Consider the following 25,020-nt stretch of genomic DNA (forward strand, 5'->3'; position numbering starts at 1 on the left):
GTGGAGAGCCTCGACGTCGACCTCGACGCGCTGGGTCGCGGCGCTGACGAGCTGGAACGAGCCAAGGAGTCCGTCCGCCAGGTCTTCGAGGGCTTCCAGGCGGCGGCCGGCGGCTACGCCGCGGCCTTCGGCGGCGACGACATCGGATCCCTGCTCGGCGTCGCCCACCAGGCGTGCGTGGACGCGCTGGCCGAGTGCCTCGGCACCAACATCACCGAGTTGGAGAGCTACGTCGACGGCCTGCGCGGGATGGCCGACGGCTACCGCGCCGCCGAGGAGAACGCGGCCGCGTCCTTCCGCTCGATCCTCGGCTCGCTGGGTGCCTGAGCCGCCCCGACCACGAAAGGAGCCCCGGTGGGACTGACGCTCCCGGGTGAGCTCGCCTCCCTGCTCTCGATGCTCGGCTACGAGTGGCCACAGTCGGACGAGACGGCGATCTTCCAGCTCGCCGGGGAGTGGACCGGCATGGCCGGCCAGATCTCCGGATCGGTCGCGCAGTTGGAGGCGGCGGCGCGGACGGTGCTCGACAACAACCGGGGCGAGAGCTTCACCGCCTTCGCCGGCGAGTGGAACGACGGCGAGTCGGCCGCGCGCAACATCGCCGACGTCGCCCGCCCGGCCACCGTCATCGGCGTCGGGCTGATGGTCGCGGCGGGCGTGGTGCTGGCCCTGAAGATCCAGGTGATCATCCAGTTGGCCCTGCTGGCGATCCAGATCGCGCAGGCCATCGTGACGGCGGCGGTCACCTTCGGGGCGTCCCTCCTCCAGATCCCGATCTTCAAGATGATCACCGGTCTCATCATCGACCAGCTCATCGGCATGGCCGTGGAGACGGTGCTCAATGGCTAGGAAGCGGACCAGCCCGCCCCGGCAGACGCAGGCCAAGGGCGCCCGCGTCGTCTCGGCCTACCTGGAGAACGCCGACGTCTTCCGCACCGCCAAGTCGGCCGGCACGAAGCCGAAGGGCCCGGCGGTGCTGGTGCTGAAGAACCGGCCGGACTTCGACCGGCGCGACTTCGACCGCAAGGCCCGCGACCTGCAACGGCTCGGCCAGGACGGGGCGCTGAAGAAGGCGCCGTCGGACCGCGACAGCAACAAGGTGTACGACCCGTCGACCGGCAAGCGCCGCACCCGTACCAACATCTACCGGGACCGGATGATCCGCAGCCTCACCAAGGACGGCCGCCTCACCCAGGACATGGGCACCCCGGAGACGAACAAGTACCTGGCCAACAAGAACGTGGTCGAGCGCCTCTACGCGGGCAAGGGGCCGATCACCGCCCGGGGCCAGGGCTACGACCCCGACCACATCCAGGAGCTGCAACTGGACGGAACGGACACGTACGATAACCTCAGGCCGATGGACGCCTGGACGAATCGCCAGCTCGGCAGCGACATCTCCGTCGCGCTGCGGGACGTTCCCGAGGGCACCCCGGTCATCGTGAAGGTGATCCCGTGACCGCCCCCCAGGACCCGGCGCGGCTGGACCGGATCCGGGAGAAGCTCACGCTGCTGCGGCGCCTGGAGGCCGAGCACGGCTTCGGCGTGGTCATCGGCGAGCCGACCCCGCTGGAGCCGATCCCCGACCTGCCCGGCGTCGCCGAGGTCTACGGTCTCTTCGGCCGGTTGGCCGGCGACAACTTCCGGTTCGACCCGCCCGAGGAGATCCGCAGCCCGGCGGCCTGGGCGGCCCGCACGGTGGACGAGGACGACCCGATGGGCAGCCCGCTCGCGGTCGGCCACGAGGTGCACAGCATCCCGCCCCGGCTGCGCGGCGAGATCGGGGCGGGGGCGCCGATCCGCCTCGACACCGAGGACCTCGACGTCTACTGGATGGAGCCCGACGACTACGTCTTTCAGTACGAGCACCCCGACGAGGACGTGGAGTTCACCGTCGTCGCGCCCGACGTGGCCACGTTCTTCGACGAGCACGTGCTCGGTCCCGGCTACCCGGAGCTGGTCGCCGTCGTCCTCGGGCCCGGCGTCCGGGACCAGCGGCTCCGCAAGGGCCGGCACGCCGGCGAGTACGCCGACAACTGGCGACGCCTGCTGATCGCCGCCGACCTGGCCTCCTGACGCCGCTGCGCACCCGGCGTCCCGGCCCCGCCACCTGCGGCGCCCGCACCCCCTCCACACCCGAGACGCAAAGGACCACCGATGGCCGCTGACCCCCGGTTCCGCTCACTGTGGAACGAGGACGAGCTCATCCCGTACCCGCGCGAGGCGTGGCTGGAGGGGGGATTCGAGCCCGACCTGCTCCCCGCCGGCGACGAGATCCCGCTCGACGTGGCGGTCGTCTACACCGCGTTCCTCGAAGGCGACATCGAGCTGTTCGACACGATCCAGCTGAGCACCGAGGACGGCTCCCTGGACATCCGGCTGATCGTGGTCGGCGCGGTCGCCGACAACCCGGAGCTGCTCTACGTGCTCGACCCGGGGACCGGCGAGATCCTCCAGTTCGACCTGGAGCAGCAGGACATCCAGGCCGTCAACAGCACCTTCCGCACCTTCGTCGAGTTCCTCTACCAGTTCGCGCTCTTCGTGGAGGCCGACGAGGGCAAGCCGGGCCGGGCCGAGCGGGCGGAGACGCTGCGTACCGTCCTGGAGAGCATCGACCGCGCCGCGTTCGCCCCGGACGCCTGGTGGCCGCTGGTGATCAGCCAGCTCAAGTGAGGCCGCGCGCCACCCGCCGGCCGGTGGAGCCTCAGCGGCAGGCCCGGATCGCGCTCAGCGTGGTGTGCACGTCGAACTGGGGCCCGTCGTCGCTCTCCCACCCGCCGTCGCTGCGCTGGGTCTCGGCCAGCCGCCGCCGCGCCCGCCCCAGTAGCCAGTCCTGCCCGTCGATGCCGACGCGGCGCAGCGTCGCGGCCAGCCAGGCCACGTCGCCCGGGGACAGCTCCGGCACCCGCTCGGCGAGGATCACCTGGATCCGCGCCGCCTCGTGGAACATCTCCTGCCGGTGCAGGACCGCCGCGCTCAGCCAGCCGGCGGGCAGGAAGGACGGCCAGCTACCGTCCGGGCGCAGCCGCGCGACGAGCGACTGGGCGGCGGCGTGCACGACGCCCGCGTACGCGCCGCCGACCCGGTGGTCGAGCGGCCCGGCCGCCCGCGCGTCCAGGCCGGCGACGGTCAGCCAGAACCCGGCGTTGGCGGTCAGGTGGAACCCCGCCTCGGGGTCGCCCGGCCTGGCCCACTCGGGGGCCACGTCGGCCAGCGTCGGGTCCTCCTCCCAGCCGCCGTCGGGCGACTGCCGCGCGGCCAGCCAGTCCAGGGCCCGGCGGGCGGCCGGACGACCGAGCGCGCCGAGATCGTCCAACTCGGACAGGCGGAAGCAGGTGGCGTCCACGGAGGAGACTGCCCCGCCCAGCGTCGCCGGCCAGCCGCCGTCGGGTGCCTGGCCGACCTCGGCGTCGTCGAGCAGTCCGGGAGGTGGCGGCGCGCCGGTGCGCAGCCGGGACAGCCGGGCGCGGTCCACCGCGTCCCCGTGTGCCACGACGAACCCGACCGCCGCATCGATGTCGACCACGGCGGCAACGCTACCTGCGCAAACGTGATCACGCCTCGGCGATTCGGCCGAGGCCGCGGGGGTCGGGACGGCCCGCCGCGACCTCGGCCGACGGCGCGGGTCAGTACGCCGGCAGCGACGGGTCGATCTGCTTGATCCAGGAGAGCACGCCGCCCTGCACGTGCACCGCGTCGCGGAAGCCGGCCGCCTTGAGCGCGGCGAGCGCCTCCGCCGAGCGGACCCCGGACTTGCAGTGCAGCACGATCTGCCGGTCCTGCGGCAGCTTGGCGAGCGCCTCGCCCGAGATGATCTCGCCCTTGGGGATCAGCGTCGCGCCGGGGATCCGGACGATCTCGTACTCGGCCGGCTCGCGGACGTCGACGAGGAAGATGTCCTTGCCCGCGTCCTGCCACTCCTTGAGCTCCAGCGCGGTGATGGTCGCGTCGACCACCGCCTCCTGGGCCTCCACCGACACCGCGCCGCAGAAGTCCTCGTAGTCCTCCAGCAGGTCGGTGACCGTGGGGTTCTCGCCGCAGAGCACGCAGTTCGGGTCCTTGCGGACCTTGATCTTGCGATAGCTCATCTCCAGGGCGTCGTAGACCATCAGCCGGCCGACCAGCGGCTCCCCGATGCCGGCGAGCAGCTTGATCGCCTCGTTGACCTGGATGGAGCCGATCGACGCGCAGAGCACGCCGAGCACGCCGCCCTCGGCGCAGGAGGGGACCATGCCGGGCGGCGGGGGCTCCGGGTAGAGGCAGCGGTAGCAGGGGCCGTGCTCGGCCCAGAACACCGACGCCTGGCCGTCGAAGCGGTAGATCGACCCCCAGACGTACGGCTTGCCGAGCAGCACCGCCGCGTCGTTGACCATGTAGCGGGTGGCGAAGTTGTCGGTGCCGTCGACGATCAGGTCGTAGCGGGAGAAGATGTCCCGCACGTTCTCCCGGTCCAGCGCCGTGTTGTGGATCTCCACGTTCACCAGGGGATTGATCTCGCGGATCGAGGCCGCGGCAGACTCGGCCTTGGAGCGGCCGACGTCGGAGACGCCGTGGATGATCTGGCGCTGGAGGTTGGACTCGTCGACGGTGTCGAAGTCGATGATGCCGAGCGTGCCGACCCCGGCGGCGGCGAGGTACATCAGGGCCGGCGAGCCGAGGCCGCCGGCGCCGACACAGAGCACCCGGGCGTTCTTCAGCCGCTTCTGCCCCTCGACCCCGACGTCCGGGATGATCAGGTGGCGCGAGTAGCGGCGGATCTCGTCAACGGTCAGCTCGGCGGCGGGCTCGACGAGCGGGGGCAACGACACGGTGGACTCCCCGGGATCGGCTGAAGGCGAACCGGCCCATTGTCGCTCGCACCGGCCTCGATCGGCCATGAGGAGCGACACGTCGCCCGAACTGCGGGAAGGGGAATAACTCAGGTGCCGGGAACGAGCTCGCCGTCGTAGCGCGAGCCGTCGACGTACGGCCAGGCGTTGGCGACGCAGCCGTCCAGGCCGTACGTCTGCTGCTGCATCACCGGCGCCGGCTCGCCGGGCGCCGGGCAGGCCTGGTGTTCCTCGCCGAGTTCGTGGCCCACCTCGTGGTTGACCACGTAGGCGCGGTAGATCTCCAGCGGCGCCCCGTAGTCGGGGACCGCCTCCAGCCAGCGCGCCAGGTTGATGATCACCTGCCCGGGGAGCCGGCAGGAGGTGTAGCCCTCGGTGCTGAGCCCGCCCTCGGCGCACATCCGCTCCGAGGTCTCCGGGGTGGCGAGGTAGACGGTGAAGTCGGCGTCGTCCGCCTCCGCCACCCGCCGCAGCCGCAGCTCCGCCGAGGCGATCCAGCTGCGGGGGTCGCCCAGCACCTCGTCCACGGTGGCGGCGAAGGCGGCGACGTCCTGGTCGGTGCCCTGTTCCACGGCCACCCGGTAGTACCGGAGCGGCCCGTCGGTGCCCCGCACCGGGGAGTCGCCGGGCGCGGTGGTGAAGTCGCCCGTACCCGTGCGGGGGTAGGCGGAGGGCCGCGCCCGCTCGTTCGTCCCCGCCGCGTACGACGTGCGGTTCCCGTCGCCCGTGGTCGGCACGGGCGCGGGGTCGCCGGCCCGGGCCAACGTCACGGCGGCGGTCGCCGCGAGCAGGAGGGTGACGCCGAGCCCCACCACCCGGCGGTTCCGGAGCGGGGCCGACGGCCGCCACCAGCGCGTCGGCCGGGGTGACGGCGGCCGGTTCGGCGTCGGGCGGCGGGCCGGGCCGGTCGGGTCGGAAGGGGACGACGACGTCATGGACCGAGCGTGCCACACCAATCGGGCATTACGCCGCGAAAAACGCGAACCCTGCTCATGCTCCCAGGGGTGGACTCAGCCGGCGCCCGACGCCCGATCGCCGCCGGTCAGAGCCGCGGGCCCGCGTACCGGCGACCGTCCCGGTACGGCCAGGGGTTGGCGACACAGCCGTTCAGGAAGAGCGTCTGCTGCATCATCACCGGCGCCACCCGGCCCCTGCCGGGGCAGCGCTCGTGCCGGTGCCCCAACTGGTGCCCGACCTCGTGGTTCACCACGTACGTCCGGTAGACCGACAGCGGCACCTTGGCGCTCACGAAGTGCGGCACCGAGAGCCGCCAGCGGTCCAGGTTGATGATCACCTTGCCGGGCGCCCGGCACGACGTGTAGGGCTTCCCGCCCACCCGGATGTCCACCCCGCCGGCGGCACACAGCCGGCCCGCCGTCGTGGCCGTGGCGAGGTAGACCGTGAAGTCGTGCCGGGAGACGGCGCGTACCTGCTGCAACCGCAGCCCACCGTCGACCCAGCTCCCCGGCCCGGCGAGCGCCCGCTCGACGGCGGTGGCGAACTCGCCCGCGTCCTCGCCGGCGCCCGTCTCCACAGCGACCCGGTAGCGGCGCAGCGTGCCCGCGTCACCCAGCACCGGGCCCACCCGGTCGTCGTAGCCGAAGCTGCCCCGGCCCGCCGACGGCACCGGCCCGGGCAGCCGGAGCACGGCCGGCGGTGGCGCGACGGCCGAGGGCGTCGCGGCCGGCGCCGACGGCAGCGGCGAGGCCGCCCCCGGCGCGAGCATCGGCGCGGGTGCCACTTCCCCGGCGGTGAGCGCCTCCGCCCCGACGTCGGCGCCCCGCCGGTCGGCGATCACCGCGACCGCCGCGCCGACGGCGAGGACCAGCGCGACCAGCCCCGTGAGGCGCCGCCGACGCTCCGGACGGCGGTGCCGCGGGCGGGTCAGGTCCACGCCGCCGTCCCGTGGGGGCGACGTGGCCGAGGCGCGACGGCGGCCCTCGAGGGGAGCCGGGGCACGACGGGTCGGGGTGGGGTGACGGGCAGGGGACATCCCGGTCAGCCTGCCATGTCGGACCGCCTGAGGGTGTCCCCCGTTTCGGTGAGCAGGCCCAACACGGCCCGGGCCACCAGGCGCGGCACCTCCAGTTGTGCCACGTGGCCGACCCCGTCGAGCATCAGCAGCCGGCTGTCCGGGACGACGCGGGCCGTCTGCGGGGCCACCCGCACGTCCACCAGCCGGTCGGCCCGCCCGCCGACGACCAGGGTGGGCGCCTCGACCGTCGCGGCGAGCCGCCACAGCGACCCCGACCCCGGCAGGTACGACCGCAGGAAGCTGGAGACCAGGCCCCGGAACGTCCGGACGTACGCGGCGGCGTAGTGCGCGGCCTCGTGCCGCACCCGGATCTCCTCCAGCGCCTCCTCCCGGCGCTGGTCGCAGATCCGGCTGAGGTCGGCCACGCAGGACTCCATCACCTGCTGGGCCATCACCTCGGGCGCGATCTGGGCCAGCCGCCAGGCGGCCAGGCGCTCGCCCCGGGGGATCGCCAGCAGCGGCAGCATCCGGCCCTGCAACGAGCGCCGGAAGTCCAGGAACGGCAGCGCCGGCGAGATCAGGGTCAGGCTCCGGACCAGGTCCGGCCGTACCGCCGCCACCTGCACCGAGATTGCCCCGCCCAGCGAGTTGCCGAACAGGTGTACCGGCCCCCGGTCGGAGTGCTCGATCCAGCGGATCACCCGGTCGGCGAAGGACGGGACGGTGTACCGGCGGCCCGGCTCGCTGCGGCCGAACCCCGGCAGGTCGATGGCCTGCCCGTCGAGGTGGTCGGCGAGCAGGTACGCCAGGTCGGTCCAGTTCTGCGACGAACCGCCGAGCCCGTGCACGTAGAGCGCCGGCTCCGCGCCGGGCCTGGTGGCCGGCGTGTCCCGGACGTACGTCACCGTGCCGTCGAGGCGTACCTCCCGCCCCGGCCAGGGCGGTGGGACGGAGTGCTCGGGAAGGAGGTGGTCCGGCCGGAGGGTGGCGCGCTTCATGACTCCAGTCTGCCCGGGGCCGCAACGACCGGCAGCGCTCAGGCCAGCAGCGCCTCGATCCGGCGGTTGACCGCGGCCAGGGTGGCCCGGACGACCGCCTGCCGGGGGTCGCCGGCGACCAGCGCGGAGCCGACGAGCTGCTCCACCCAGCCGTCGCAGACCAGCAGCACCACGACCGTGGCCACGTCGCAGTTGCCGAAGGGCACCACGGCGGCGTGCTCGACGAAGCAACGCCCACGGTCGGGGCCGGCGTCGGGGCCGGGCTCGCCGCCGCGCAGCAGCTCGTCCACCGCCGCCGCCGCGGCCACGGCGCAGAGCCGCAGCACGTACCCGTCGACGGCCGGCCCGGTCGAGTAGCCGGCGGCGCTCTCCCCGCCGGCGAGCAGGCGCACCTCCACGGTGGCGTCGAGCCCGAAGGTGCTCACCTGGACGTGGTCGATCACCACCCGGGGGCCCACCGCGCCGCCGGTGTCCAGCGGCCGGGACGGCGCGGTCTCCGTCGTCGTCACCTGCCCACCGGAGTACGACGTACCGACGGTCGCCGGGGCACCGGCCGGAGTCCCCGCCGGGGCGGCGGAGACCGAGCCCGGCTCCTCCACCGTGGCCCGGCCCCGGTGCGGGGCGACGGGCTGCCGGCGCCGGCGCGGGGTCTCGGGCGCCGCCTCGGGACGCTGTTCGGCCCGGGTCGACGCGGCCTCCGACGGGCCGCCGGTGACCCTGGCGCCGGGCACCCGGGGCTCGGCGGGGGACGGCTCGGCGGGGCGTGCCGCGACGCCCGCCGACCGGGGGTCGGCGCCGCGCGGCTCCGCCGACCGGCGGCGCACCGGCGGGGCGGGTGCCGCCGGCATGCCCGGCAGGTTCTGCGGCGCGGCGGCCAGCCCCATCCGGTCCTGGAGCAGGCGGGCGACCTGCCGGCTCACCTCGGCCGGGTCGGCCCCGTCGGCGAGGTCGAGCCGCAGGCTGTGCGCGCCGGCCGGGGTACGGCGCAGCGCCGCGTCGCGGACACCGGCCACGCCACGGACGGCGTCGAGGATGGCGTTGACGTCGAAGCCCTCCGGACGCTCCCGCGGCGGGGCGGGCTCGTCCTCGCGGCGCAGATGGGTGGCGATGCGGGCGAGTTCGGGGGTCTCGGCGGGTGGCTCCACGGCTGGCGGCTCCGGCACGACGGGCACGTCCGGCTCGGCGGGGACGCGCTGCGGCAACACCGCCGATGCGGGGTCCGGCACCTGGTCGGCGGCGGCCGGCAGGGCCGCCGGGGCCGGCTCGGGTGCGGACCGGCGGGCCGCGTAGGGAGGTGCGCTCGTCGGGGCGGGCCCGGACGGGGTGCGCTCACGCCGCCCGAACCCGCTGGTGGCGGCCTCGGCGGCGGGCTGCGGGCCGCCCGGCGGCCTCGGAGCCGGCTCCGCGCTCTCCGGCCGGAGCCGGAACGGCCGGGTGACCCGGTCCGGGGTGTCCTCGGCGCGGGCCGCCGCGGCGGTGGTCTCCGGGGCGTACGCGAGCGGGGGCGCGCCCGCCGGCGCGGGGACCGACCCGCCCGATGCCCAGGCCGGTCGCTCGGTCGGAGCCGGCGGTTCGGCCTCGGGCCCCGTGAGCCGGTCGGCGGGGGCGGACGGTCGCTCGTACGCCGGCCGGGGCACCGGCGTGGTCTGGGCGACGTCGTAGGGGCGGCCGGGCTCGCGGGGCGGGTCGTAGGGGCGCGCAGCCTCGGCGCGCGCCGGCTCCTGCGGTCGTTGCGGCTCACCGGCCCAGGCCGGCGGCTGTTCCTCGCGGGACCGGCGACCGACGGGCTCGGGCTCCTCGCGGGCGCGACGCCCCGCCGGCTCGGCCTCCTCCCGGGAGCGACGGCCCACCGGCTCGGCCTCCTCCCGGGACCAGGGCGGCGCCCACGCGGCGCCCCAGCTCGGGCGGTTCCAGTTCGGGCCGGTCCAGTCCGGTTCGGTGCTCGGCGGCCACTCGGCGGCAGACTGTCGCGAACCGCCCGGTTCCGACCGGGACGACGCTTCCCGGTCGCCGCCCGGAACGTGCTGCGCACCGGCCGTCGGTTCGCCGACCGGGGACTGGTCGGCGCCCGGATCCGCGCCGAAGCCACGCCCGGCCCGCTCGTGCCCCGCGGCGTGCGGCGCGCGGTCCTGGTCGAACCCGCCCGGCGCGCGCTCCTGCTCGAACCCACCCGCCGCGCGCTCCTGCTCGAACCCACCCGCCGTGCGGTCCTGGTCGAACCCGGCGGCCGTGCGGTCCCGGTCGAACCCGGGCGCCCTGCGGTCCTGGTCCAACCCGGGCGCCGTGCGGTCCCGGTCGAATGCGGCCGCCCTGCGGTCCTGGTCCAACCCGGGCGCCGTGCGGTCCTGGTCGAAACCGCCCGGCGCGCGGTCCTGGCCGGGGGCGCCCAGCGTCCGCTCCGCGTGGGGGCCGTCCGGGGCGTGGCCCTGGCCCGGCCGGCTGGCGGCGCGGTCCTGGCCGAACTCCCCCGGTGCGCCGTCCGTGCCGGCGGCGACCGGGTCGGCGGCCCGGTCCTCGCGGAAGGCGCGGTCCGCGCCCAGCGCGCGGTCGACGCCGACGAGCCGGTCGCCGGCCGTCGCGCGGTCGCCCGTGGCGGGCGCGGCATCGACCGGGCGCTCGGTGGGCGGACGCTCGGTGGGCGGCGGGAAGTGGCGCGGGCCGGGGGCCGACGGCTCCGGTGCGTGGTGGTCGCTCCAGCCGCGCGCCGGGCCGGCGGCCGACGGGGGCTCGTCGGCGGCGGCACGGTCGGCCGTCGGCGCGTGGAAGCCGGGCGGCACCTCGAAGCCGCTGGCGGCGGTGCCCACCGGCGGGACCTGGACGGCGGGGGGCGCCGACGTCGGCAGCCCCGGCTCCGACCAGCGGTTCTGGCGGCCGGCCGACGGGTCCTCGGCGGAGCGCCGGGCCGGACGGGACTCGGGGTCGGTGAACCCGTGCTGCGTCCCGGGCGGCTGCTCGGCCGTCGGCGCCGGGCGCTGTGCGGGCACCACCAGCCGGTCGTTGCCCGGGTCGCGGCGCTGGTCGCCGGGGATGCCGGGCGGGGCGCTCACCGGGACCTGGCGGTTGACCGGCGCGTCGTCGGCGGCGTGGTCAACGCCGTTGGCGTGGTGGCCGTTGACCCGGGCCGGCGGCTCGGCCGCGGCCGGCGGGCCGGGCAGTGGTGGCGGCAGGTCGCCGTGCCGCGGGGACGAGGCGGCCCACCCGGGGGACGGCTCGGGCGGACCCCATGGCGAGGCCGGCTCGCGGTGGCCGGAGATCTCCCCGCCCCGGGACCAACTGGCCGCCGGGGGCGCCCACCCGCTGCCGGGACGGGCCAGGTCGTCCCGCGGACCCGTCCCGTCACCGTGCTCCCCCGGGTTGGCGGCACCGGGTTGCCCTGTTTCACTCACCGCGCACTCCTTGGTCGCCCTCGCTGAGGCTACCGTGTGGTGACAGTGGCGATAAGTTACAGCGGCGGGCCAATTCCGCGACGGGTCCCCGGGCCCCGACCGGTTCGGGTGAATTGCCGGCTCGTACGAAGAGACTCGGAGGTTCCCATGACCGCTGTGGGGAACGGTGCCCAGACCGCCGGCCGGCCCACCCGCCTGCCCCGTTCCGCGCGCCGCAAGCAACTGCTCGCCGCGGCCCAGGAGGTGTTCGTCGCCCAGGGCTACCACGCGGCCGCGATGGACGACATCGCCGAGCGGGCGGGAGTCTCCAAGCCCGTGCTCTACCAGCACTTCCCCGGCAAGATGGATCTCTACCTCGCCCTGCTGGACACGCACTGCGACGCGATCCTCGCGAAGGTCGACGACGCCATGCGCGGCACCAACGACAACAAGGAGCGCGTCGGCGCGTCGGTGCGGGCGTACTTCGACTTCGTCGACCACGAGAGCGAGGCGTTCCGCCTCGTCTTCGAGTCGGACCTGCGCAACGACCCGGCGGTGCGCCAGCGCGTCGCGCGGGTGGAGCAGGGCTGCATCGCGGCGATCACCGACACCATCATCTCCGACACCGGGATCAGCCGGGCGCACGCCGAACTGCTCGCCTCCGGCCTGGTCGGCGCGGCCGAGACCGCCGCGCAGTTCTGGCTGGCCCATGGCCGGCAGCTGCCCAAGGCCGAGGCGGAGGCACTGGTCGCGGCGCTCTCCTGGCGGGGCATCGCCAGCTTCCCGCTGCAAGGTGAGTCAGCCTGAACATCCGGCCCCGAGATCGGATAGCCTTCCCAACGGCGGCTCTTTCGCCCGAATGAGGAGGCACAGTGGAGGTCAAGATCGGCGTGCAGTACGCGCCCCGCGAGCTGGTCCTGGAGAGCGCGCAGTCGCCGGCCGAGATCGAGCAGATCGTGACCGACGCCTTCGGCAAGGACGAGGGCACCCTCTCCCTGACCGACGAGAAGGGCCGGCGGGTCATCGTGCCGGTCAACAAGGTCGCCTACGTCGAGATCGCCGAGGCGTCGCCGCGCGCGGTCGGGTTCACCGTCCGCTGAGTGGTCCGGTCGGCCGCGACGGGTGACCCGACGATCGCCCGTCGCGGACGCCCGGTCGCGGTCAGTTGTTCAGCCCGGCGGCGGCCATCCGCGTGGCGTGCGCCGCGGTCAGCCGCCCGAACAGCCCCGGCACGTCCACCCGCCCGCTCTGTGCGACGAGCGCGGTGAGCGTTCCCCGCTCGGCGGCGGCCACCCGGCCGGCCTGTGACAGCGCCTCGCCGACCAGTCGCCGCGCCCACATCGAGAGCCGGCCGGCCACCCTCGGATCGGCCTCGACGGCCGCCCGGATCTCGGCGACGGCGAAGTCGGCGTACGACGAGTCGTGCAGCACGTCGAGGACGAGCTGACGGTCCGGCTCGGCCAGGGTCGCGGCGATCTCCCGGAGGAAGTCGTCGGTGATGGCGTCGCCCACGTACGCCTTCGTCACCGCCTCCGCCCAGTCTCTCGGCTCGGTCGAGTCGTGGTACGCCTGGAGCGGCTCGACGTACGGCGCCATGGCGTCGTCGGGCAGCACGCCGAGCGCGACGAGCCGGTCGGCCAGCCGCCGGTAGTTGCCGATCTCGGCGGCGGCCATCTCGCCCAGGGCCGCCCGCCGGCGCAGGTCGGGGGCGAGCCGGGCGTCGACGGCCATCCGCTCGAAGGCGAGCAGCTCACCGAAGGCCACCAGGCCGAGCAGGTCGACGACGGCACGGTCGGGCAGATCGGTCGCGGGCACGAGCGCAGGCTACCGCCCGCCGGCAAGCCGGCCAGAAGTGACGCAGGTCACATGGGTGGCCCCCGGCGTGGCGCGTGCGGATGGAATCGGGACGCCTCCGGGTCGGTTCAGGTAGCATGGAGCAGTTGCCGCGGGCGCCGACCTGACCCAGGCTGATCCGAGCGATCAGCCGGCCCGGTCGAAGTGTGAGGCCCGCGGCGCGCGTGCGGCCCGGTCCGGCAGAGGCATTCAGCCGCCGACCGTGTGGCCCGCGCCACACCGAACGCGCCCTGAGGACATGACGGGGCGCACCCACGAGAGGGCACCCCCAAATCCATATGAGCGAGCTGACTCAAGACCTCATGGACGGCCAGGAACTGGCCGCCACCGCTCCGGTGCGCCCGGAGGCACCCACCTTCGCCGAACTGGGCGCGCGTCAGGAGACCGTCGACGCGCTGGCCGCGGCCGGCATCACCCGCGCCTTCGCCATCCAGGAGTACGCGATCCCGATCGCGATGCGCGGCATCGACATGATCGGCCAGGCGCCCACCGGCACCGGCAAGACCCTCGGCTTCGGCGTACCGCTGCTGGAGCGGGTCTTCGCGCCGGGCGTGGGCAGCGACGGCGTGCCGCAGGCGCTGGTCGTCGTACCCACCCGTGAGCTGGGCATCCAGGTGGCCAAGGACCTCGCCGCCGCGGGCCGGACCCGGGGCGTCCGGGTGCTGCCCATCTACGGTGGCGTGGCGTACGAGCCGCAGATCGACGCGCTGCGCAAGGGCGTGGAGATCCTGGTCGGCACCCCCGGCCGCCTGATGGACCTGCAGAAGCAGAAGCACCTGCGGCTGGACCGGGTCCGCGCGCTGGTGCTGGACGAGGCCGACCGGATGCTCGACCTGGGCTTCCTCGACGACGTCGAGAAGATCCTGGCGATGCTGCCGGAGGACCGGCAGACCATGCTCTTCTCGGCGACCATGCCGGACCCGATCGTCACCCTCTCCCGGCGCTTCCTGCGCCAGCCGATGACGATCCACGCCGGGCACACCGCCGAGACCGGCCCGTCGCCGCAGACCGAGCAGCTGGCCTACCGCACCCACTCGATGAACAAGGTCGAGATCGTGGCCCGGATCCTTCAGGCCGAGGGGCGCGGGCTGACCATGATCTTCACCCGCACCAAGCGGGCCGCCGACCGGGTCGCCGAGGACCTCGACTTCCGTGGCTTCGCGGTCGCCGCCGTGCACGGTGACCTCGGCCAGGGCGCGCGCGAGCGGGCGCTGCGGGCGTTCCGCGCCGGCAAGATCGACACCTTGGTCGCCACGGACGTGGCCGCCCGGGGCATCGACGTCAGCGGCGTCACCCACGTCATCAACTACGACTGCCCCGAGGACCAGGACACCTACACCCACCGGATCGGTCGTACCGGCCGGGCCGGGGCGACGGGCGTCGCGGTGACCTTCGTCGACTGGGACGACGTGCCCCGCTGGCGGATCATCGACAAGACGCTGGGCCTGGACATGCCGGAGCCCGCGGAGACGTACCACACGTCCCCGCACCTCTACACCGACCTGCACATCCCCACCGACGTCAGCGGCACCCTGCCGACTGCCGAGCGCACCCGCGCCGGGCTGTCCGCGGAGGTCGAGGAGGACCTCGGCGGCGGACGGTCCCGCCGGGGCGAGGGCGGCCGGGGCTCCCGGCGCGGCGAGCGTGGCGAACGCGGCGAGGGCCGTGGTCGCGGCGAGCGCCGCTCGGGCCGCACCGGCGGTGCGACCGGCGCACCGGAGGCCGACGCGCCGGCCGACACCACCGAGGAGGGCACCCGCGTCCCGCGTCGCCGTCGGCGTCGCCGCGCCGGCGAGACCGTCGCGGGTGAGCCGGCCACGGTGATCACCGCCGAGGCCACCGAGGCCCCGGCCGCCGCCGAGGGCGAGGCCGCGAAGCCCCGCCGCCGCCGGCGCCGTCGTGGTGGTGGCTCCGCCGCCGGTACGCCGGCCGAGGCGACCGCCGACTGACCGACGCACGTCACCCGAGATCCCCCGGACCGGTGCACCCGGTGCCGGGGGATCTCCTCGTCCGGGCCGTGATCCGCGGGCTGGGCGGACGCGACACCACCGGCGGGAACCCCCCGCCGGACACCGACGCCGGGACGCGTGCCGGGCAGGCCGCCGGTCGACGAGGAAGATGGAGCCATGCCCGAACCACTGGACGCCGCCCTGACCGAGGTCCGGGCGCTGCTGCTCGACCCGGCGCTCACCCGTGCGGTGGCCGCCGGGCGCCGTCGTGGACACCGCCCCTCGATGGTCCGCGCCGAACTGCGGCCGGTCGCGCTCAAGGCGGGCCCCCGGTTGCAGATCTCCACCTCCGACGGCTCCCGCCCGTACACCCGAAACGTGGCCCCTGGCCCGGAGGCGGACGCGGCGGTGGACGCGCTGCTGGCCGAGCCGTTCGGCAACTGGCACGTGGAGACGGCCGACGCGACGCTCCAGCTGCGGGTCACCAAGTCCGGCGAGGCGCAGGTGCACCGGGCCGCCGCGGCCCGGCCCGCCGCCGAGCCGGGTGGGCACGACCGGGCGAAGGAGTACCTGCTCGACCCCGGTGACCCGATCTTCGCCGAGATCGGCGGCTCGGCGGCGAAGCGTCGGCAGGTCGACGCGTTCCTGCGGGCGCTCGCGGCGACCCTCCCGGACGACCTGACCGGCCCGCTGCGGGTGGTCGACCTGGGCTGTGGCAACGCGTACCTGACCTTCGCCGCGTACCGGTGGCTGGCGCAGCGGGGGGTCGACGTCGAACTGGTCGGCGTGGACGTCCGGGAGGACCAGCGGCGACGCAACACCGAGCTGGCCGAGCGGCTGGGCTGGGCCGACCGGGTCAGCTTCGTGGCCGGGACGATCGCCGAGGCCGTCGTGGAGCCCGCCCCCGACCTGGTGCTGGCCCTGCACGCCTGCGACACCGCCACCGACGAGGCGCTGGCCCGGGCGGTGCGCTGGCAGGCCCGCTGGGTGCTCGCCGCGCCGTGCTGCCACCACGACGTCGCGGCCCAGCTGCGCGCGCGCCCGGCCCCGGCCCCGTACGAGCTGCTGACCCGGCAGGGCATCCTCCGGGAGCGCTTCGCGGACGTCCTCACCGACGCGCTGCGGGCCGGGCTGCTCCGGCTGCACGGCTACCGGGCCGAGGTGGTGGAGTTCGTCGACTCCCGGCACACCCCGCGCAACCTGCTCATCCGGGCACGGCGCACCGGCACCGCGCCCACCGCCGCCCAGCGGACGGAGTACCGGGAACTCGTCGACCAGTGGGCGGTCACCCCACGGCTGGCGGCACTGCTGCCGCCGGCGCCCGCGCCGGACGAGCGTGGTCGAGCGGTCACGGAGACCGCCGGCCGCATGTGATCCACGCCATTTTGCAGGGTACGGAGTCCCGTTCACGAGACGGTCTGGTCGATCAGTCAACTGTTTCGCTGCCTTTCCGTACTACCCTCGGAGGCGCACCGCCGGGTGCCGGTCGGGAGGGAAGACCCGCAGGGATGGGTTCCGTAGAGGTTTCTCCGCAGATGGCCTTCGCACGTTTCGTACGGCGCGCCATCGACGACGCCCGCGAGGAACGCGGCTGGACCGTCACCGACCTGGCGTCCCACACCGGCGTCGGTCGGTCGACCGTGTTCCGTTGGCTCGCCGGAGACTGGCAGGACTACCCCGAGCTGGCCAAGGTGCGCGGCTTCTGCGCCGCGCTGGACCTGCCGGTCGCGGCCGCATTCCGCGCGCTCGGCCTGCCCGACGCCGGTCCCGCGCCCCGCCGGCGCGTCGACGACGGCCCGGTCGAGGCGGACGTCCGGGTGATCCTGCAACGGCTGGCCGACCCGACCGTGCCGGCCGAGGAGAAGCACCACATCCGCGACCTGCTGCGCTACCTGGCCCGCCGCCCCATCCGCCGCGCCGGCTGAGCACCACCAGCGGAAACGCGGCTCACCCGGCTGCGGGCGGCATCCGCGAGGTCAGGGCACGGTGAGCGTGAACTCGGCGGTACGCACCACGCCGGCGACCTGGAAGTCCAGGTAGAGCCGGTACCGGCCCGGGTCGGGCGTGGTCACCCAGAACGTCACCGCCCCGTCGACCGGCTGCGGCTCGGGGTGGACGTGCAGGTAGCCGAGATCCCCCTCGCGCAGGGCGACCAGGTGTCCGTACGCGCCGAGGTAGCGCTCCAGCGCCGGGGGCCCGCCGGCCGAGTCGACACGGAAGGTCAGCGGCACGGTCACGCCGGCCTGCGGGGTGCCCTGGTAGTTGACGGTGAAGCCGTCGACCGTGGCCGAGGACGCCGGCGCCGGCAGCGGCGTCGGCTGGTAGCCGCCCGGCGCGGTCAGGTCCACCCCGAGGGTCACGGCGGTCTGCCGGCCGTCGTCGGCGAGCGCGGTGAAGTCGGCGTACGCCCGCCAGACCCCCGGCTGCGGCAGGGTCAGCGGCACCGACCAGGTGCCGTCGGCCGCCATCGTCGGGTGCAGGTGCTGGTAGCCGGTCAGGTCCCGACGCACCACGATGAGGTGCATCGGCTTCTCGTGCACGACCGCGAACCGGGTCACCGGGCGGCGTTGCGCGTCCCGTACCAGGAAGCGCAGCTCGCCCGCGCGGCCGGCGGTGAACGCGGCGGCCAGGGGGGTGAGCGTGTAGCCCGCCGAGCTGATCGAGAGACCGGCGGCCTGCGCCGCCGCGGCCTGGTCGACGCCGTGCTCGTGGGCGCCCGTGCCCGGCGGGTGGCTGTGGCCGGTGAGGGCGCTGTCCAGCCCCGCCGCCGCGGACGGGCCGCCGCCGTTCAGCCGACCGAGGCCGAAGCCGAGCAGGACGGCGAGCACCAACCCGCCGACGACCAGCGCCAGCCGGACGGTGCCGCGGTCCGGCGCGGCCGAGGCGTGCTCCGGCGCGGCCGAGGCGTGCTCCGGCGCGGCCGACACCTGCTCAGGCACCGCCGCCGTCCCGGTCGCGAACGGGCTGCTCATCGGTCATGCCGCCCACGCTACCGCCCGTCGGCACCGCGCCGGCCGGCCGGTGGCGCGGCGTGGCGACGGTCGCAGTCCGCCCCCGCCGGGAACTTCCCCGACCGGTCCGGACACGACGCCGGGCAGGCGGCGGTGGGCGGGCGGCGCCGGTGGCTCAGCCGGCCACGGCCAGGGCGAGCGGGAGCACGTCGGGGGCGCCGGCCCGGCGCAGCTCGCGGGCGGCCATCGTCATCGTCCAGCCCGAGTCGACCAGGTCGTCGACGAGGAGCACGGGCCCGTCGAGCCCGGCGAGGGCGTCGGCCAGGTCGTCCGGCACGGCGAAGGCGCCGTGCAGGGCGCGTACCCGCTGGGCGCTGTTGCCGCGCGGGCCGCCGGCCGGCGCGCCGGTCGGCGTCACCGCGCCGAGCAGCGGCAGCCGGCCCACGGCGGCGATCCGCTCGGCGAGCGAGCCGACCAGCCGGGGCCGGCGACGCGAGCCGACCGATACCACTCCGATTGGGCGGCGCGGCCACCGCTCGTCGCCGTGCGCCCACGCCTTGAGCACCTCGACCACGGCGGCGGCCACGTCGTCGGGTACGGCCACGTCCGCCGCCTCCGGCCCGACCAGGTCGCGCAGCCGGCCGCCCCACCCCAGGTCGGAGAGCCGCCCCACCGCGCGCCCCGGCAGCGCCTGCTCCGCCGGGGCGATCCGCCCCTTCAGCGGTACGCCCACCGCCTCCAGCCCCGTCGGCCAGAGCTTCTTCGGCGTGATCTCCACCCCGGGCCGGCCGAGGAAGGTCTGCGCGGCGGTCAGCGCCACGTCCGACACGTCGGCCGTGAACAGCGGGCCGGCGCAACGGTCACAGCGGCCGCAGTCGGCGGCCCCGGCGTCGTCCAGGCACTCGCGCAGGTAGCGCAGCCGGCAGTCGAGGGTGGTCGCGTACTCCCGCATGGCCTGCTGCTCGGCGGTGCGCGCCTCGGCGACGCGGCGCAACCGGGCCTCGTCGTAGACCCAGGGCTCCCCGGTGGCGAGCCAGCCGCCGCGCACCCGGCGGACCGCGCCGTCGACGTCGAGCACCTTGAGCATCAGCTCCAGCCGGGCCCGGCGCAGGTCGACGATCGGTTCGAGCGCCTGGGTGGAGAGCGGGCGGTCGGTGTGCAGGGCGGCCAGGACGGCGCGGACCTGCGCCTCGGGCGGGAAGGCGAGCGAGGCGAAGTAGCGCCAGATCGCGGCGTCCTCGGTGCCGGGCAGCAGCAGCACCTCGGCGTGCGCGACGGCCCGGCCGGCACGGCCGACCTGCTGGTAGTACGCGATCGGGGACGGCGGCGCGCCGAGGTGCACGACGAAGCCGAGGTCGGGCTTGTCGAAGCCCATGCCCAGCGCGCTCGTGGCGACGAGCGCCTTGATCTTGTTGTCCAGCAGGTCCTGCTCGGCGGCCCGCCGGTCGGCGTCCTCGGCCTGCCCCGTGTAGGAGGCGACGGCATAGCCCCGGGAACGCAGGAACTCGGCGGTCTCCCCCGCTGCGGCGACCGTCAGCGTGTAGACGATGCCCGAGCCGGGGAGCCGGTCCAGGTGGTCGGCGAGCCAGCCCAGCCGGTGTGCCGGGCTCGGCAGCTCGACCACGCCGAGGCGCAGCGACTCGCGGTCCAGGCTGCCGCGCAGCACGAGGGCGTCGCCCAACTGCTCCGCCACGTCGGCCGTGACCCGGGCGTTGGCGGTGGCCGTGGTGGCCAGCACCGGGGTGCGCTCGGGCAGGTTGCCCAGGAAGGTGCGCAGCCGGCGGTAGTCCGGCCGGAAGTCGTGCCCCCAGTCGGAGACGCAGTGCGCCTCGTCGACCACCAGCAGGCCCGTGGTGGCGGCCAGCTTCGGCAGCACGGTGTCCCGGAAGTCCGGATTGTTGAGCCGCTCCGGGCTGATCAGCAGCACGTCCACGGCGCCGGCGTGGATCTCGGCGGTGATCTCGTCCCACTCGTCGAGGTTGGCGGAGTTGATCGTGCGGGCCCGGATGCCGGCGCGGGCCGCCGACTCGACCTGGTTGCGCATGAGCGCCAGCAGCGGCGAGACGATCACGGTGGGCCCGGCGACGCCTTCCGCGCCGGCCGCCTCCCGGTCCCGCAGCAGGGCCGTGGCCACGAAGTAGACCGCCGACTTGCCCCACCCGGTGCGCTGCACGCAGAGGACCCGACGACGGTCGACCACCAGCGCCTCGATCGCCCGCCACTGGTCCTCCCGGAGCCGGGCGTGCTCGCCGGCCAACCGCCGCAGCACCGCCTCGGCCCGCTCCCGTACCGCCGTCCGATCCTGGCTCATCCGGCATTTCTACCAGCTACGGCGGACGTTCCCCGCTCCCGCCAGACGGCGGACCGCCCGGGGCACGCCGCCCGACCGCCCTCGGACGGGGATGGCCCGCGTGCGGGTCGGCCACCGGCGCGGCCGGGGGGCCGCGTCACCACCACCCGCGGCCCGGTCGACGGTGTGCCGGACGGCAGCGCGGGCCTTCAGGGCCAACGCGGCGGCACCGGCGCGTGCCAAGATCTGCGGCGGCAACAGTCCAGCTAGGAAAGAGAATCATGCGAATCACGCAGCAGACCGGCCCCGCCGGCAGGGTCCGGCGGGTCGCCGCGGCAGCCGTCTCCCTGGTGGCCGCGACCTCCCTGGTCGCCGGGTGCGGCAACGACGACGCCCAGGACGCCCCGGCGGCCTCCTCGCCAACCCCGTCGGCGTCCCCGTCGGCCAACCCGAAGAGCACGCTCCTGGCGGCGGTGCCGGACGAGGAGGACCCGGCCTTCCGGTTCAGCGGCAGCGACCCGACCGGCGTCGTCACCGGCGTGGTGGACCCGGCGGGCAAGGGCATGGACCTCACCGTGACCGAGAAGGACAAGGAGCTCGACTTCACGATGAAGCTCTCCTTCCGCCTGATCGAGCAGCGCTCCTGGATGAAGGTGAGCTTCGACGGCGCCGAGGAGCTCAGCAGCATGCTCAAGCTGCCGAAGAAGTGGATGGAGCTGGACCACGCGAAGCTGACCGACCCGGCCAGCGTGCCGTACTACGAGGGTGCCGACCCGGGCAACACCGGCGCGATCCTCGGGGCGGTGGGAGACACCGTGACGGACCAGGGCGGCGGGACCTACACCGGGACCGTGGACCTGACCCACGGCGAGCACGTGCGCCAGGCCATGGCCGACGCCGTGGACGTCGACGCGCTGGGTGCCGCGGCGAAGACGATCCCGTTCACGGCCGTCGTCGGGGCGGACGGGAACCTCGCCTCGCTGACCCTGGAGATCCCGGCGGTCGGCAAGCTCAAGGCCACGAAGTACGTCGTGAAGTACTTCGACTTCGGCAAGGCCCCGAAGGTCACCGTGCCGACGGGCAGCCAGGCGCAGAAGGCCCCGGCGTCGGCGTACGAGCTGCTGAACAGCTGACGTAGGGGAACGGGAAGGGGTCGCGGTCGCACGAGGGGTCCGCGGCCCCGACGCCCGCGGGCCGTCGGTCGCCGTCCACGCGCAGGCCCCGCCGATGACGAGCCGTCGCCGGGCGGCGGCGGCTGCGTCATCGGCGGGGCCTGGGCCCGTGCCGTCAGGGGCGGCGGGACGGGGTGCGCAGGGAGTGCTTCAGGAGCGCCAGGCGCGGGGCGAGGCTGGCCAGGCCGCCGGGGAAGAAGTAGACGGCCAGGATGAAGACCGTGCCGAGCACGAAGAGCGGCTGGGACAGCGGGTTGCTCAGGAACGCCGGCAGGGCCTCCACCGCGTCGGACGTGCCGAACGCGACCAGACGGTGGTCCAGGTACATGTAGAGGATCCCGCCGATCACCGGACCCCACCGGGTGCCCGGCCCGCCGAGCACCACCATGACCAGCAGCGCCAGGGTCCACTCGGAGGAGGTGATGTGCGGCGAGGCGCCGCCGACGATCAGGACGTAGACCGCGCCCCCTGCCGCCGCCAGGCCGCCGGCCAGGGTGAACGCCACCAGCTTGAACCGGTACGGGTCGAGCCCGAGCACCCCGATCCGCCGCTCGTCGTCGCGCAGGCCGGCGAGCACCCGCCCGGTCGGCGAGCCGGAGACCCGGTGCACCACGAAGACCACCACGACCAGGTACGCCAGCGCCAGCCAGTAGAGGTTGACGGTGTTGGTGACCCCGACCAGCCCCTCGGGCAGCCCGGAGACGTCCAGCGGCAGCCCCTCCTCGCCGCCGGTGAGCCCGCCGAAGTCGCGGGCCACCAGGATCGCCCCGACCTGGGCGAAGGCGAGCGTCACCATGGCGAACGCGATGCCGACGGTACGCAGCGCCACCGCACCGAGCAGCGCGGCGAGGATCGTCCCGCCGGTGGTCGCGAGCAGCGCGGCCTGCCACAGCGGCAGTCCCGCCTTGGTGACCAGGATGTCGGTGCCGTAGACGCCGGCGGCGAAGTAGAGGGCGTGCCCGAAGGAGAGCATCCCGGTCCGCCCGAAGAGCAGGTCGTAGCCGGCGGCCAGGCCGCCGAAGACCAGGCAGACGGCGAGCAGTTGCAGGGTGCCCGGGGAGTTCAGCGCCCCCTCGAAGATGCCCGGCAGGTGCAGCGTCGAGTACGGCAGGATCAGCGCGACCACCAGCGCGACCAGCGGCAGGTACGGGCGCAGCCCGTGCCACCGTCGGTGCCCCGGCGTCAGCTCGTCGGGCACGGCGGCCGGCGGCGCCGGCACCTCGGGGCTCTTGACCTCGGTCATGCCGTTGCCACCTTTCCGGCGATGCCCTGCGGGCGCAGCAGCAGCACCACGGCCAGCAGCGCGACCACGCAGATGTCGCCCAGCCCGGAGGTGCCGTAGTAGTTGACGAACTGTTGGGTCAGGCCGACGGCGACGGCCGCGTACGCGGACCCGATCACCGAGCCCATCCCGCCGATGACCACCACGATGAACGCGAAGATCAGCAGCGAGCCGCCCTGGCCGGGCGAGACGGTGCCGAAGTAGACGCCGCCGAGCGCGCCGGCCAGCGCCGCCGCCGCCCCGCCGATGGCGAAGACCAGGGTGAACGCCTTGCGCACGTCGATGCCGAGCGCGGTGACCATCTCCCGGTTCTCCACGCCGGCCCGGATGATCAGGCCGTAGCGGGTCCAGCGGAGGAAGGCCAGGATCGCGCCGAGCACCAGCACCGCGGCGATGATCAGCAGCAGGCCGCCGTTGGGCACGTTGGCGCCGAGGATCGAGGTGACCTGCCGGCTCCACTCGGGGCGCGGGAACGGCCGGGCGTCCGCGCCCCAGGTGGCCTGGAGCAGCGCCACGCCGGCCAGCGAGAGGCCGACGGTGACGAGCACCTGCTCGATGGTGCGGGAGTAGAGCGGCCGGATCAGCACCAGCTCGACCAGCACCGCCACGAGCGTGCCGGCGGCCACCCCGAAGGCGACCGCGATCACGAAGCCGAAGCCGTCCGACCCGGCGCCGGGCAGGTTGTGCGCCGCCCACCAGGTCCCGTACGCGCCGACGCCGAGGAAGACGCCGTGCGCGAAGTTGAGCACGTCGGCCAGGCCGAAGACCAGGGAGAGCCCGCTGGCGACCAGGAAGTAGAGCGCCGCCAGGCCGAGCCCGGTCAGCGTCAACAGGATGACGGTGTCCATCAGTGCTCGTCCTTCCGTGCGCCGGCCGGCGTACCGGCGGGGTGGTGTCCCTCCGCCGAGCCGACGCCCAGCAGCGACTTGGTCAGGGCGGTCTCCAGCAGCAGTTCCTGCGCGTCGCCGGTCCAGGCCACCTGGCCGGCGGCCAGCACGACCGCGTCCCGGGCGAGCCGCCGGACCACGGCCAGGTTCTGCTCGACCAGCAGCACCGGCACGGATTCGGCGACCCGTTCCAGCACCTCGGCCACCTCGGTCACCACCTTCGGCGCGAGCCCCTTGGTCGGCTCGTCGACGAGCAGCAGCCGGTTGTCGTTGAGCAGCACCCGGCCGATCGCCAGCATCTGCTGCTGCCCGCCGGAGAGCGAGCCGGCCCGTTGCCGTCCGCGCCGGTCCAGCTCGGGGAAGAGCGCGAAGACCTTGTCGTACGCCGGGGTGCTGCCCCGCCGCTCGGCGAGCCGGAGGTTCTCCGCGACGGTGAGCCCGGCGAAGACGCACCGGTCCTCCGGCACGTAGCCCAGCCCGCCGCGGACCAGCCGGTGGGTGGGCCGGGCCAGCAGGCTCTGGGCGCCCATCCGGACGGCGCCGCGCACCTCGCCGGCGGGCGGGGTGAGGCCGACGATCGCGCGCAGCGTGGTCGTCTTGCCCACGCCGTTGCGCCCGAGCAGGACGGTGACGCCGGTCGGGGCGACCGTGAAGGACACCCCCTGGAGGATGTGCAGCCCGGCGATGCGGACCGACAGGTTCTCCACACTGAGAATGGGTTCCACTAGAGCGACTCCCCCAGGTAGGCCTCTTGCACGGTGGGGTTGGCCATCACCGTCTCCGGGGTGTCGCAGGCCAGCAGCGCGCCGTGGTGCATCACGGCGATCCGGTCGGCCAGTTCCAGGATGACGTCCATGTGGTGCTCGACCATCAGCACCGACCTGCCGCTGTCGCCGGTGAGCGAGCGGATCACCGAGACCAGCTCGGGCACGTCCTCGGCGCTGACCCCGGCCATCGGCTCGTCGAGCAGCATGACCCGGGGCTCCCCGGCGAGCAGCAGGGCGATCTCCAGCTTCCGCTTCTCGCCGTGGGCGAGGGTGCCGGCCAGCGCCGTACCCCGGTGGGCGAGGCCGACCCGGTCGAGCGCCGCGTCGGCGGCGGCGGCGACCTCCCGGTCGGCCGCCGCCCGCCGCCACAGCTTCATCGAGCCCCCGCGGTGCGCCTGCACGGCGAGCCGGACGTTCTCCCGCACGCTGAGCGAGCCGAAGACCGAGCTTGCCTGGAAGGTACGGCCGAGGCCGAGACGGGCCCGCTGGTGCGGCGGCAGGGAGCCGATGTCCTGCCCGTCGAGGGTGATCCGTCCTTCCGTGGCCCGGCGGATGCCGGTGATCAGGTTGAACAGTGAGGTCTTGCCGGCGCCGTTGGGCCCGATGACGCCGAGGAACTCCCCGGGCGCCAGGTCGAGGTAGACGCTGTCGACGATGGCGACCTCACCGATCCGCCAGGTCAGACCGCGGGTGGCGAGCAT

At 74.9% G+C, this 25,020-nt stretch carries 23 protein-coding genes and 1 pseudogene; 11 read left to right on the forward strand and 13 right to left on the reverse strand.

Annotated features, from left to right (window positions below; all coding sequences use genetic code 11):
* The 5 genes from ACN27A_RS18185 (at nucleotide 1) to ACN27A_RS18205 (ending at nucleotide 2,673) form a co-directional block, all read left to right on the forward strand.
* Nucleotides 1-327 carry a hypothetical protein gene (locus ACN27A_RS18185; protein ID WP_132230860.1) on the forward strand — a complete coding sequence of 109 codons (327 nt, stop codon included), beginning with the start codon at nucleotides 1-3 and terminating at the stop codon, nucleotides 325-327.
* 27 nt (nucleotides 328-354) lie between these two features.
* Nucleotides 355-849, forward strand: a complete 495-nt coding sequence (locus tag ACN27A_RS18190; protein ID WP_311413102.1) for a hypothetical protein — start codon at nucleotides 355-357, stop codon at nucleotides 847-849.
* Complete coding sequence (locus ACN27A_RS18195) at nucleotides 842-1,459, forward strand: hypothetical protein (protein ID WP_151456502.1); 618 nt, start codon at nucleotides 842-844, stop codon at nucleotides 1,457-1,459. Before ACN27A_RS18190 ends, ACN27A_RS18195 begins: the two co-directional genes overlap by 8 nt.
* On the forward strand, nucleotides 1,456-2,076 hold the full coding sequence (locus tag ACN27A_RS18200; RefSeq protein ID WP_421454947.1) for a hypothetical protein: 621 nt from the start codon (nucleotides 1,456-1,458) through the stop codon (nucleotides 2,074-2,076). Before ACN27A_RS18195 ends, ACN27A_RS18200 begins: the two co-directional genes overlap by 4 nt.
* Before the next feature lie 81 nt (nucleotides 2,077-2,157).
* Nucleotides 2,158-2,673, forward strand: a complete 516-nt coding sequence (locus ACN27A_RS18205; protein ID WP_421454948.1) for an SUKH-4 family immunity protein — start codon at nucleotides 2,158-2,160, stop codon at nucleotides 2,671-2,673.
* Nucleotides 2,674-2,704: 31 nt separating this feature from the next.
* Here the strand turns inward: ACN27A_RS18205 and ACN27A_RS18210 are convergent, their stop codons facing one another.
* From ACN27A_RS18210 to ACN27A_RS18235, 6 genes and pseudogenes are all read right to left on the reverse strand, one after another.
* On the reverse strand, nucleotides 2,705-3,526 hold the full coding sequence (locus tag ACN27A_RS18210; protein ID WP_421454950.1) for a squalene--hopene cyclase: 822 nt from the start codon (nucleotides 3,524-3,526) through the stop codon (nucleotides 2,705-2,707).
* 100 nt (nucleotides 3,527-3,626) lie between these two features.
* Nucleotides 3,627-4,877: an adenylyltransferase/sulfurtransferase MoeZ gene (gene moeZ, locus ACN27A_RS18215; protein WP_421454953.1), complete on the reverse strand. Its 1,251-nt coding sequence runs from the start codon at nucleotides 4,875-4,877 to the stop codon at nucleotides 3,627-3,629.
* A 41-nt stretch (nucleotides 4,878-4,918) separates the two neighbouring features.
* The gene (locus ACN27A_RS18220; RefSeq protein WP_421454956.1) at nucleotides 4,919-5,764 is read right to left on the reverse strand and encodes a DUF3152 domain-containing protein; all 846 of its coding nucleotides are present in this window, start codon (nucleotides 5,762-5,764) and stop codon (nucleotides 4,919-4,921) included.
* A gap of 107 nt (nucleotides 5,765-5,871) precedes the next feature.
* Nucleotides 5,872-6,723: a DUF3152 domain-containing protein gene (locus ACN27A_RS18225; RefSeq protein WP_421454959.1), complete on the reverse strand. Its 852-nt coding sequence runs from the start codon at nucleotides 6,721-6,723 to the stop codon at nucleotides 5,872-5,874.
* Between the two features lie 104 nt (nucleotides 6,724-6,827).
* Nucleotides 6,828-7,802 (reverse strand): alpha/beta fold hydrolase, encoded by a 975-nt coding sequence (locus ACN27A_RS18230; protein ID WP_421454961.1) that lies wholly within the window; start codon nucleotides 7,800-7,802, stop codon nucleotides 6,828-6,830.
* Nucleotides 7,803-7,840: 38 nt separating this feature from the next.
* A pseudogene (locus tag ACN27A_RS18235) lies at nucleotides 7,841-9,358 on the reverse strand (hypothetical protein); the annotation flags it as partial.
* Nucleotides 9,359-11,335: 1,977 nt separating this feature from the next.
* On the opposite strand from ACN27A_RS18235, the gene ACN27A_RS18240 reads away from it, so the two are divergent.
* Both ACN27A_RS18240 and ACN27A_RS18245 read left to right on the forward strand, forming a co-directional pair.
* A complete protein-coding gene (locus ACN27A_RS18240) occupies nucleotides 11,336-11,974 on the forward strand; it encodes a TetR/AcrR family transcriptional regulator (protein WP_421454963.1) in 639 nt (212 codons plus the stop codon).
* A 65-nt stretch (nucleotides 11,975-12,039) separates the two neighbouring features.
* Entirely contained in the window at nucleotides 12,040-12,267 is a 228-nt protein-coding gene (locus ACN27A_RS18245) for a DUF3107 domain-containing protein (RefSeq protein WP_088960194.1), read from the forward strand.
* Nucleotides 12,268-12,328: 61 nt separating this feature from the next.
* Here the strand turns inward: ACN27A_RS18245 and ACN27A_RS18250 are convergent, their stop codons facing one another.
* Nucleotides 12,329-12,982, reverse strand: a complete 654-nt coding sequence (locus tag ACN27A_RS18250) for a ferritin-like fold-containing protein (protein ID WP_421454967.1) — start codon at nucleotides 12,980-12,982, stop codon at nucleotides 12,329-12,331.
* Between the two features lie 317 nt (nucleotides 12,983-13,299).
* Here ACN27A_RS18250 and ACN27A_RS18255 point away from each other — a divergent pair, with 317 nt between their 5' ends.
* The 3 genes from ACN27A_RS18255 to ACN27A_RS18265 all read left to right on the forward strand — a co-directional run bounded on the left by ACN27A_RS18255 (nucleotide 13,300) and on the right by ACN27A_RS18265 (nucleotide 16,895).
* Nucleotides 13,300-14,970: a DEAD/DEAH box helicase gene (locus tag ACN27A_RS18255; protein ID WP_421454970.1), complete on the forward strand. Its 1,671-nt coding sequence runs from the start codon at nucleotides 13,300-13,302 to the stop codon at nucleotides 14,968-14,970.
* 177 nt (nucleotides 14,971-15,147) lie between these two features.
* Nucleotides 15,148-16,344, forward strand: a complete 1,197-nt coding sequence (locus ACN27A_RS18260; RefSeq protein WP_421454973.1) for a class I SAM-dependent methyltransferase — start codon at nucleotides 15,148-15,150, stop codon at nucleotides 16,342-16,344.
* A 134-nt stretch (nucleotides 16,345-16,478) separates the two neighbouring features.
* Nucleotides 16,479-16,895: a helix-turn-helix domain-containing protein gene (locus ACN27A_RS18265; protein WP_091627481.1), complete on the forward strand. Its 417-nt coding sequence runs from the start codon at nucleotides 16,479-16,481 to the stop codon at nucleotides 16,893-16,895.
* A gap of 51 nt (nucleotides 16,896-16,946) precedes the next feature.
* Here the strand turns inward: ACN27A_RS18265 and ACN27A_RS18270 are convergent, their stop codons facing one another.
* Nucleotides 16,947-17,942 (reverse strand): hypothetical protein, encoded by a 996-nt coding sequence (locus tag ACN27A_RS18270; protein ID WP_421454975.1) that lies wholly within the window; start codon nucleotides 17,940-17,942, stop codon nucleotides 16,947-16,949.
* A gap of 154 nt (nucleotides 17,943-18,096) precedes the next feature.
* Entirely contained in the window at nucleotides 18,097-20,232 is a 2,136-nt protein-coding gene (locus tag ACN27A_RS18275) for a DEAD/DEAH box helicase (RefSeq protein ID WP_421454978.1), read from the reverse strand.
* A gap of 266 nt (nucleotides 20,233-20,498) precedes the next feature.
* Between ACN27A_RS18275 and ACN27A_RS18280 the strand changes: the two genes are divergently transcribed.
* A complete protein-coding gene (locus ACN27A_RS18280; RefSeq protein WP_421458515.1) occupies nucleotides 20,499-21,344 on the forward strand; it encodes a hypothetical protein in 846 nt (281 codons plus the stop codon).
* Between the two features lie 154 nt (nucleotides 21,345-21,498).
* Here ACN27A_RS18280 and ACN27A_RS18285 read toward each other — a convergent pair whose 3' ends face one another.
* The 4 genes from ACN27A_RS18285 to ACN27A_RS18300 are packed head-to-tail and all read right to left on the reverse strand — an operon-like array spanning nucleotide 21,499 to nucleotide 25,020.
* Nucleotides 21,499-22,626 (reverse strand): branched-chain amino acid ABC transporter permease, encoded by a 1,128-nt coding sequence (locus tag ACN27A_RS18285; RefSeq protein ID WP_421454981.1) that lies wholly within the window; start codon nucleotides 22,624-22,626, stop codon nucleotides 21,499-21,501.
* A complete protein-coding gene (locus ACN27A_RS18290; RefSeq protein WP_421454984.1) occupies nucleotides 22,623-23,513 on the reverse strand; it encodes a branched-chain amino acid ABC transporter permease in 891 nt (296 codons plus the stop codon). The genes ACN27A_RS18285 and ACN27A_RS18290 overlap by 4 nt, the downstream gene beginning before the upstream one ends.
* Nucleotides 23,513-24,277 (reverse strand): ABC transporter ATP-binding protein, encoded by a 765-nt coding sequence (locus tag ACN27A_RS18295; protein ID WP_421454987.1) that lies wholly within the window; start codon nucleotides 24,275-24,277, stop codon nucleotides 23,513-23,515. The genes ACN27A_RS18290 and ACN27A_RS18295 overlap by 1 nt, the downstream gene beginning before the upstream one ends.
* A complete protein-coding gene (locus tag ACN27A_RS18300) occupies nucleotides 24,277-25,020 on the reverse strand; it encodes an ABC transporter ATP-binding protein (protein WP_132230840.1) in 744 nt (247 codons plus the stop codon). Before ACN27A_RS18300 ends, ACN27A_RS18295 begins: the two co-directional genes overlap by 1 nt.

This window comes from Micromonospora sp. WMMD737, from assembly GCF_049179055.1.
GTDB classification, from domain to species: domain Bacteria; phylum Actinomycetota; class Actinomycetes; order Mycobacteriales; family Micromonosporaceae; genus Micromonospora; species Micromonospora reichwaldensis.

Excerpts from the sequence above, each read along its gene's own strand:
- ACN27A_RS18285 (WP_421454981.1), bottom strand. The coding sequence starts at position 22,626 with ATGACCGAGGTCAAGAGCCCCGAGGTGCCGGCGCCGCCGGCCGCCGTG.
- ACN27A_RS18290 (WP_421454984.1), bottom strand. The coding sequence starts at position 23,513 with ATGGACACCGTCATCCTGTTGACGCTGACCGGGCTCGGCCTGGCGGCG.
- ACN27A_RS18195 (WP_151456502.1), top strand. The coding sequence starts at position 842 with ATGGCTAGGAAGCGGACCAGCCCGCCCCGGCAGACGCAGGCCAAGGGC.
- moeZ (WP_421454953.1), bottom strand. The coding sequence starts at position 4,877 with ATGGCCGATCGAGGCCGGTGCGAGCGACAATGGGCCGGTTCGCCTTCA.
- ACN27A_RS18260 (WP_421454973.1), top strand. The coding sequence starts at position 15,148 with ATGCCCGAACCACTGGACGCCGCCCTGACCGAGGTCCGGGCGCTGCTG.
- ACN27A_RS18230 (WP_421454961.1), bottom strand. The coding sequence starts at position 7,802 with ATGAAGCGCGCCACCCTCCGGCCGGACCACCTCCTTCCCGAGCACTCC.
- ACN27A_RS18265 (WP_091627481.1), top strand. The coding sequence starts at position 16,479 with ATGGGTTCCGTAGAGGTTTCTCCGCAGATGGCCTTCGCACGTTTCGTA.
- ACN27A_RS18205 (WP_421454948.1), top strand. The coding sequence starts at position 2,158 with ATGGCCGCTGACCCCCGGTTCCGCTCACTGTGGAACGAGGACGAGCTC.
- ACN27A_RS18220 (WP_421454956.1), bottom strand. The coding sequence starts at position 5,764 with ATGACGTCGTCGTCCCCTTCCGACCCGACCGGCCCGGCCCGCCGCCCG.
- ACN27A_RS18240 (WP_421454963.1), top strand. The coding sequence starts at position 11,336 with ATGACCGCTGTGGGGAACGGTGCCCAGACCGCCGGCCGGCCCACCCGC.
- ACN27A_RS18255 (WP_421454970.1), top strand. The coding sequence starts at position 13,300 with ATGAGCGAGCTGACTCAAGACCTCATGGACGGCCAGGAACTGGCCGCC.
- ACN27A_RS18275 (WP_421454978.1), bottom strand. The coding sequence starts at position 20,232 with ATGAGCCAGGATCGGACGGCGGTACGGGAGCGGGCCGAGGCGGTGCTG.
- ACN27A_RS18300 (WP_132230840.1), bottom strand. The coding sequence starts at position 25,020 with ATGCTCGCCACCCGCGGTCTGACCTGGCGGATCGGTGAGGTCGCCATC.
- ACN27A_RS18270 (WP_421454975.1), bottom strand. The coding sequence starts at position 17,942 with ATGAGCAGCCCGTTCGCGACCGGGACGGCGGCGGTGCCTGAGCAGGTG.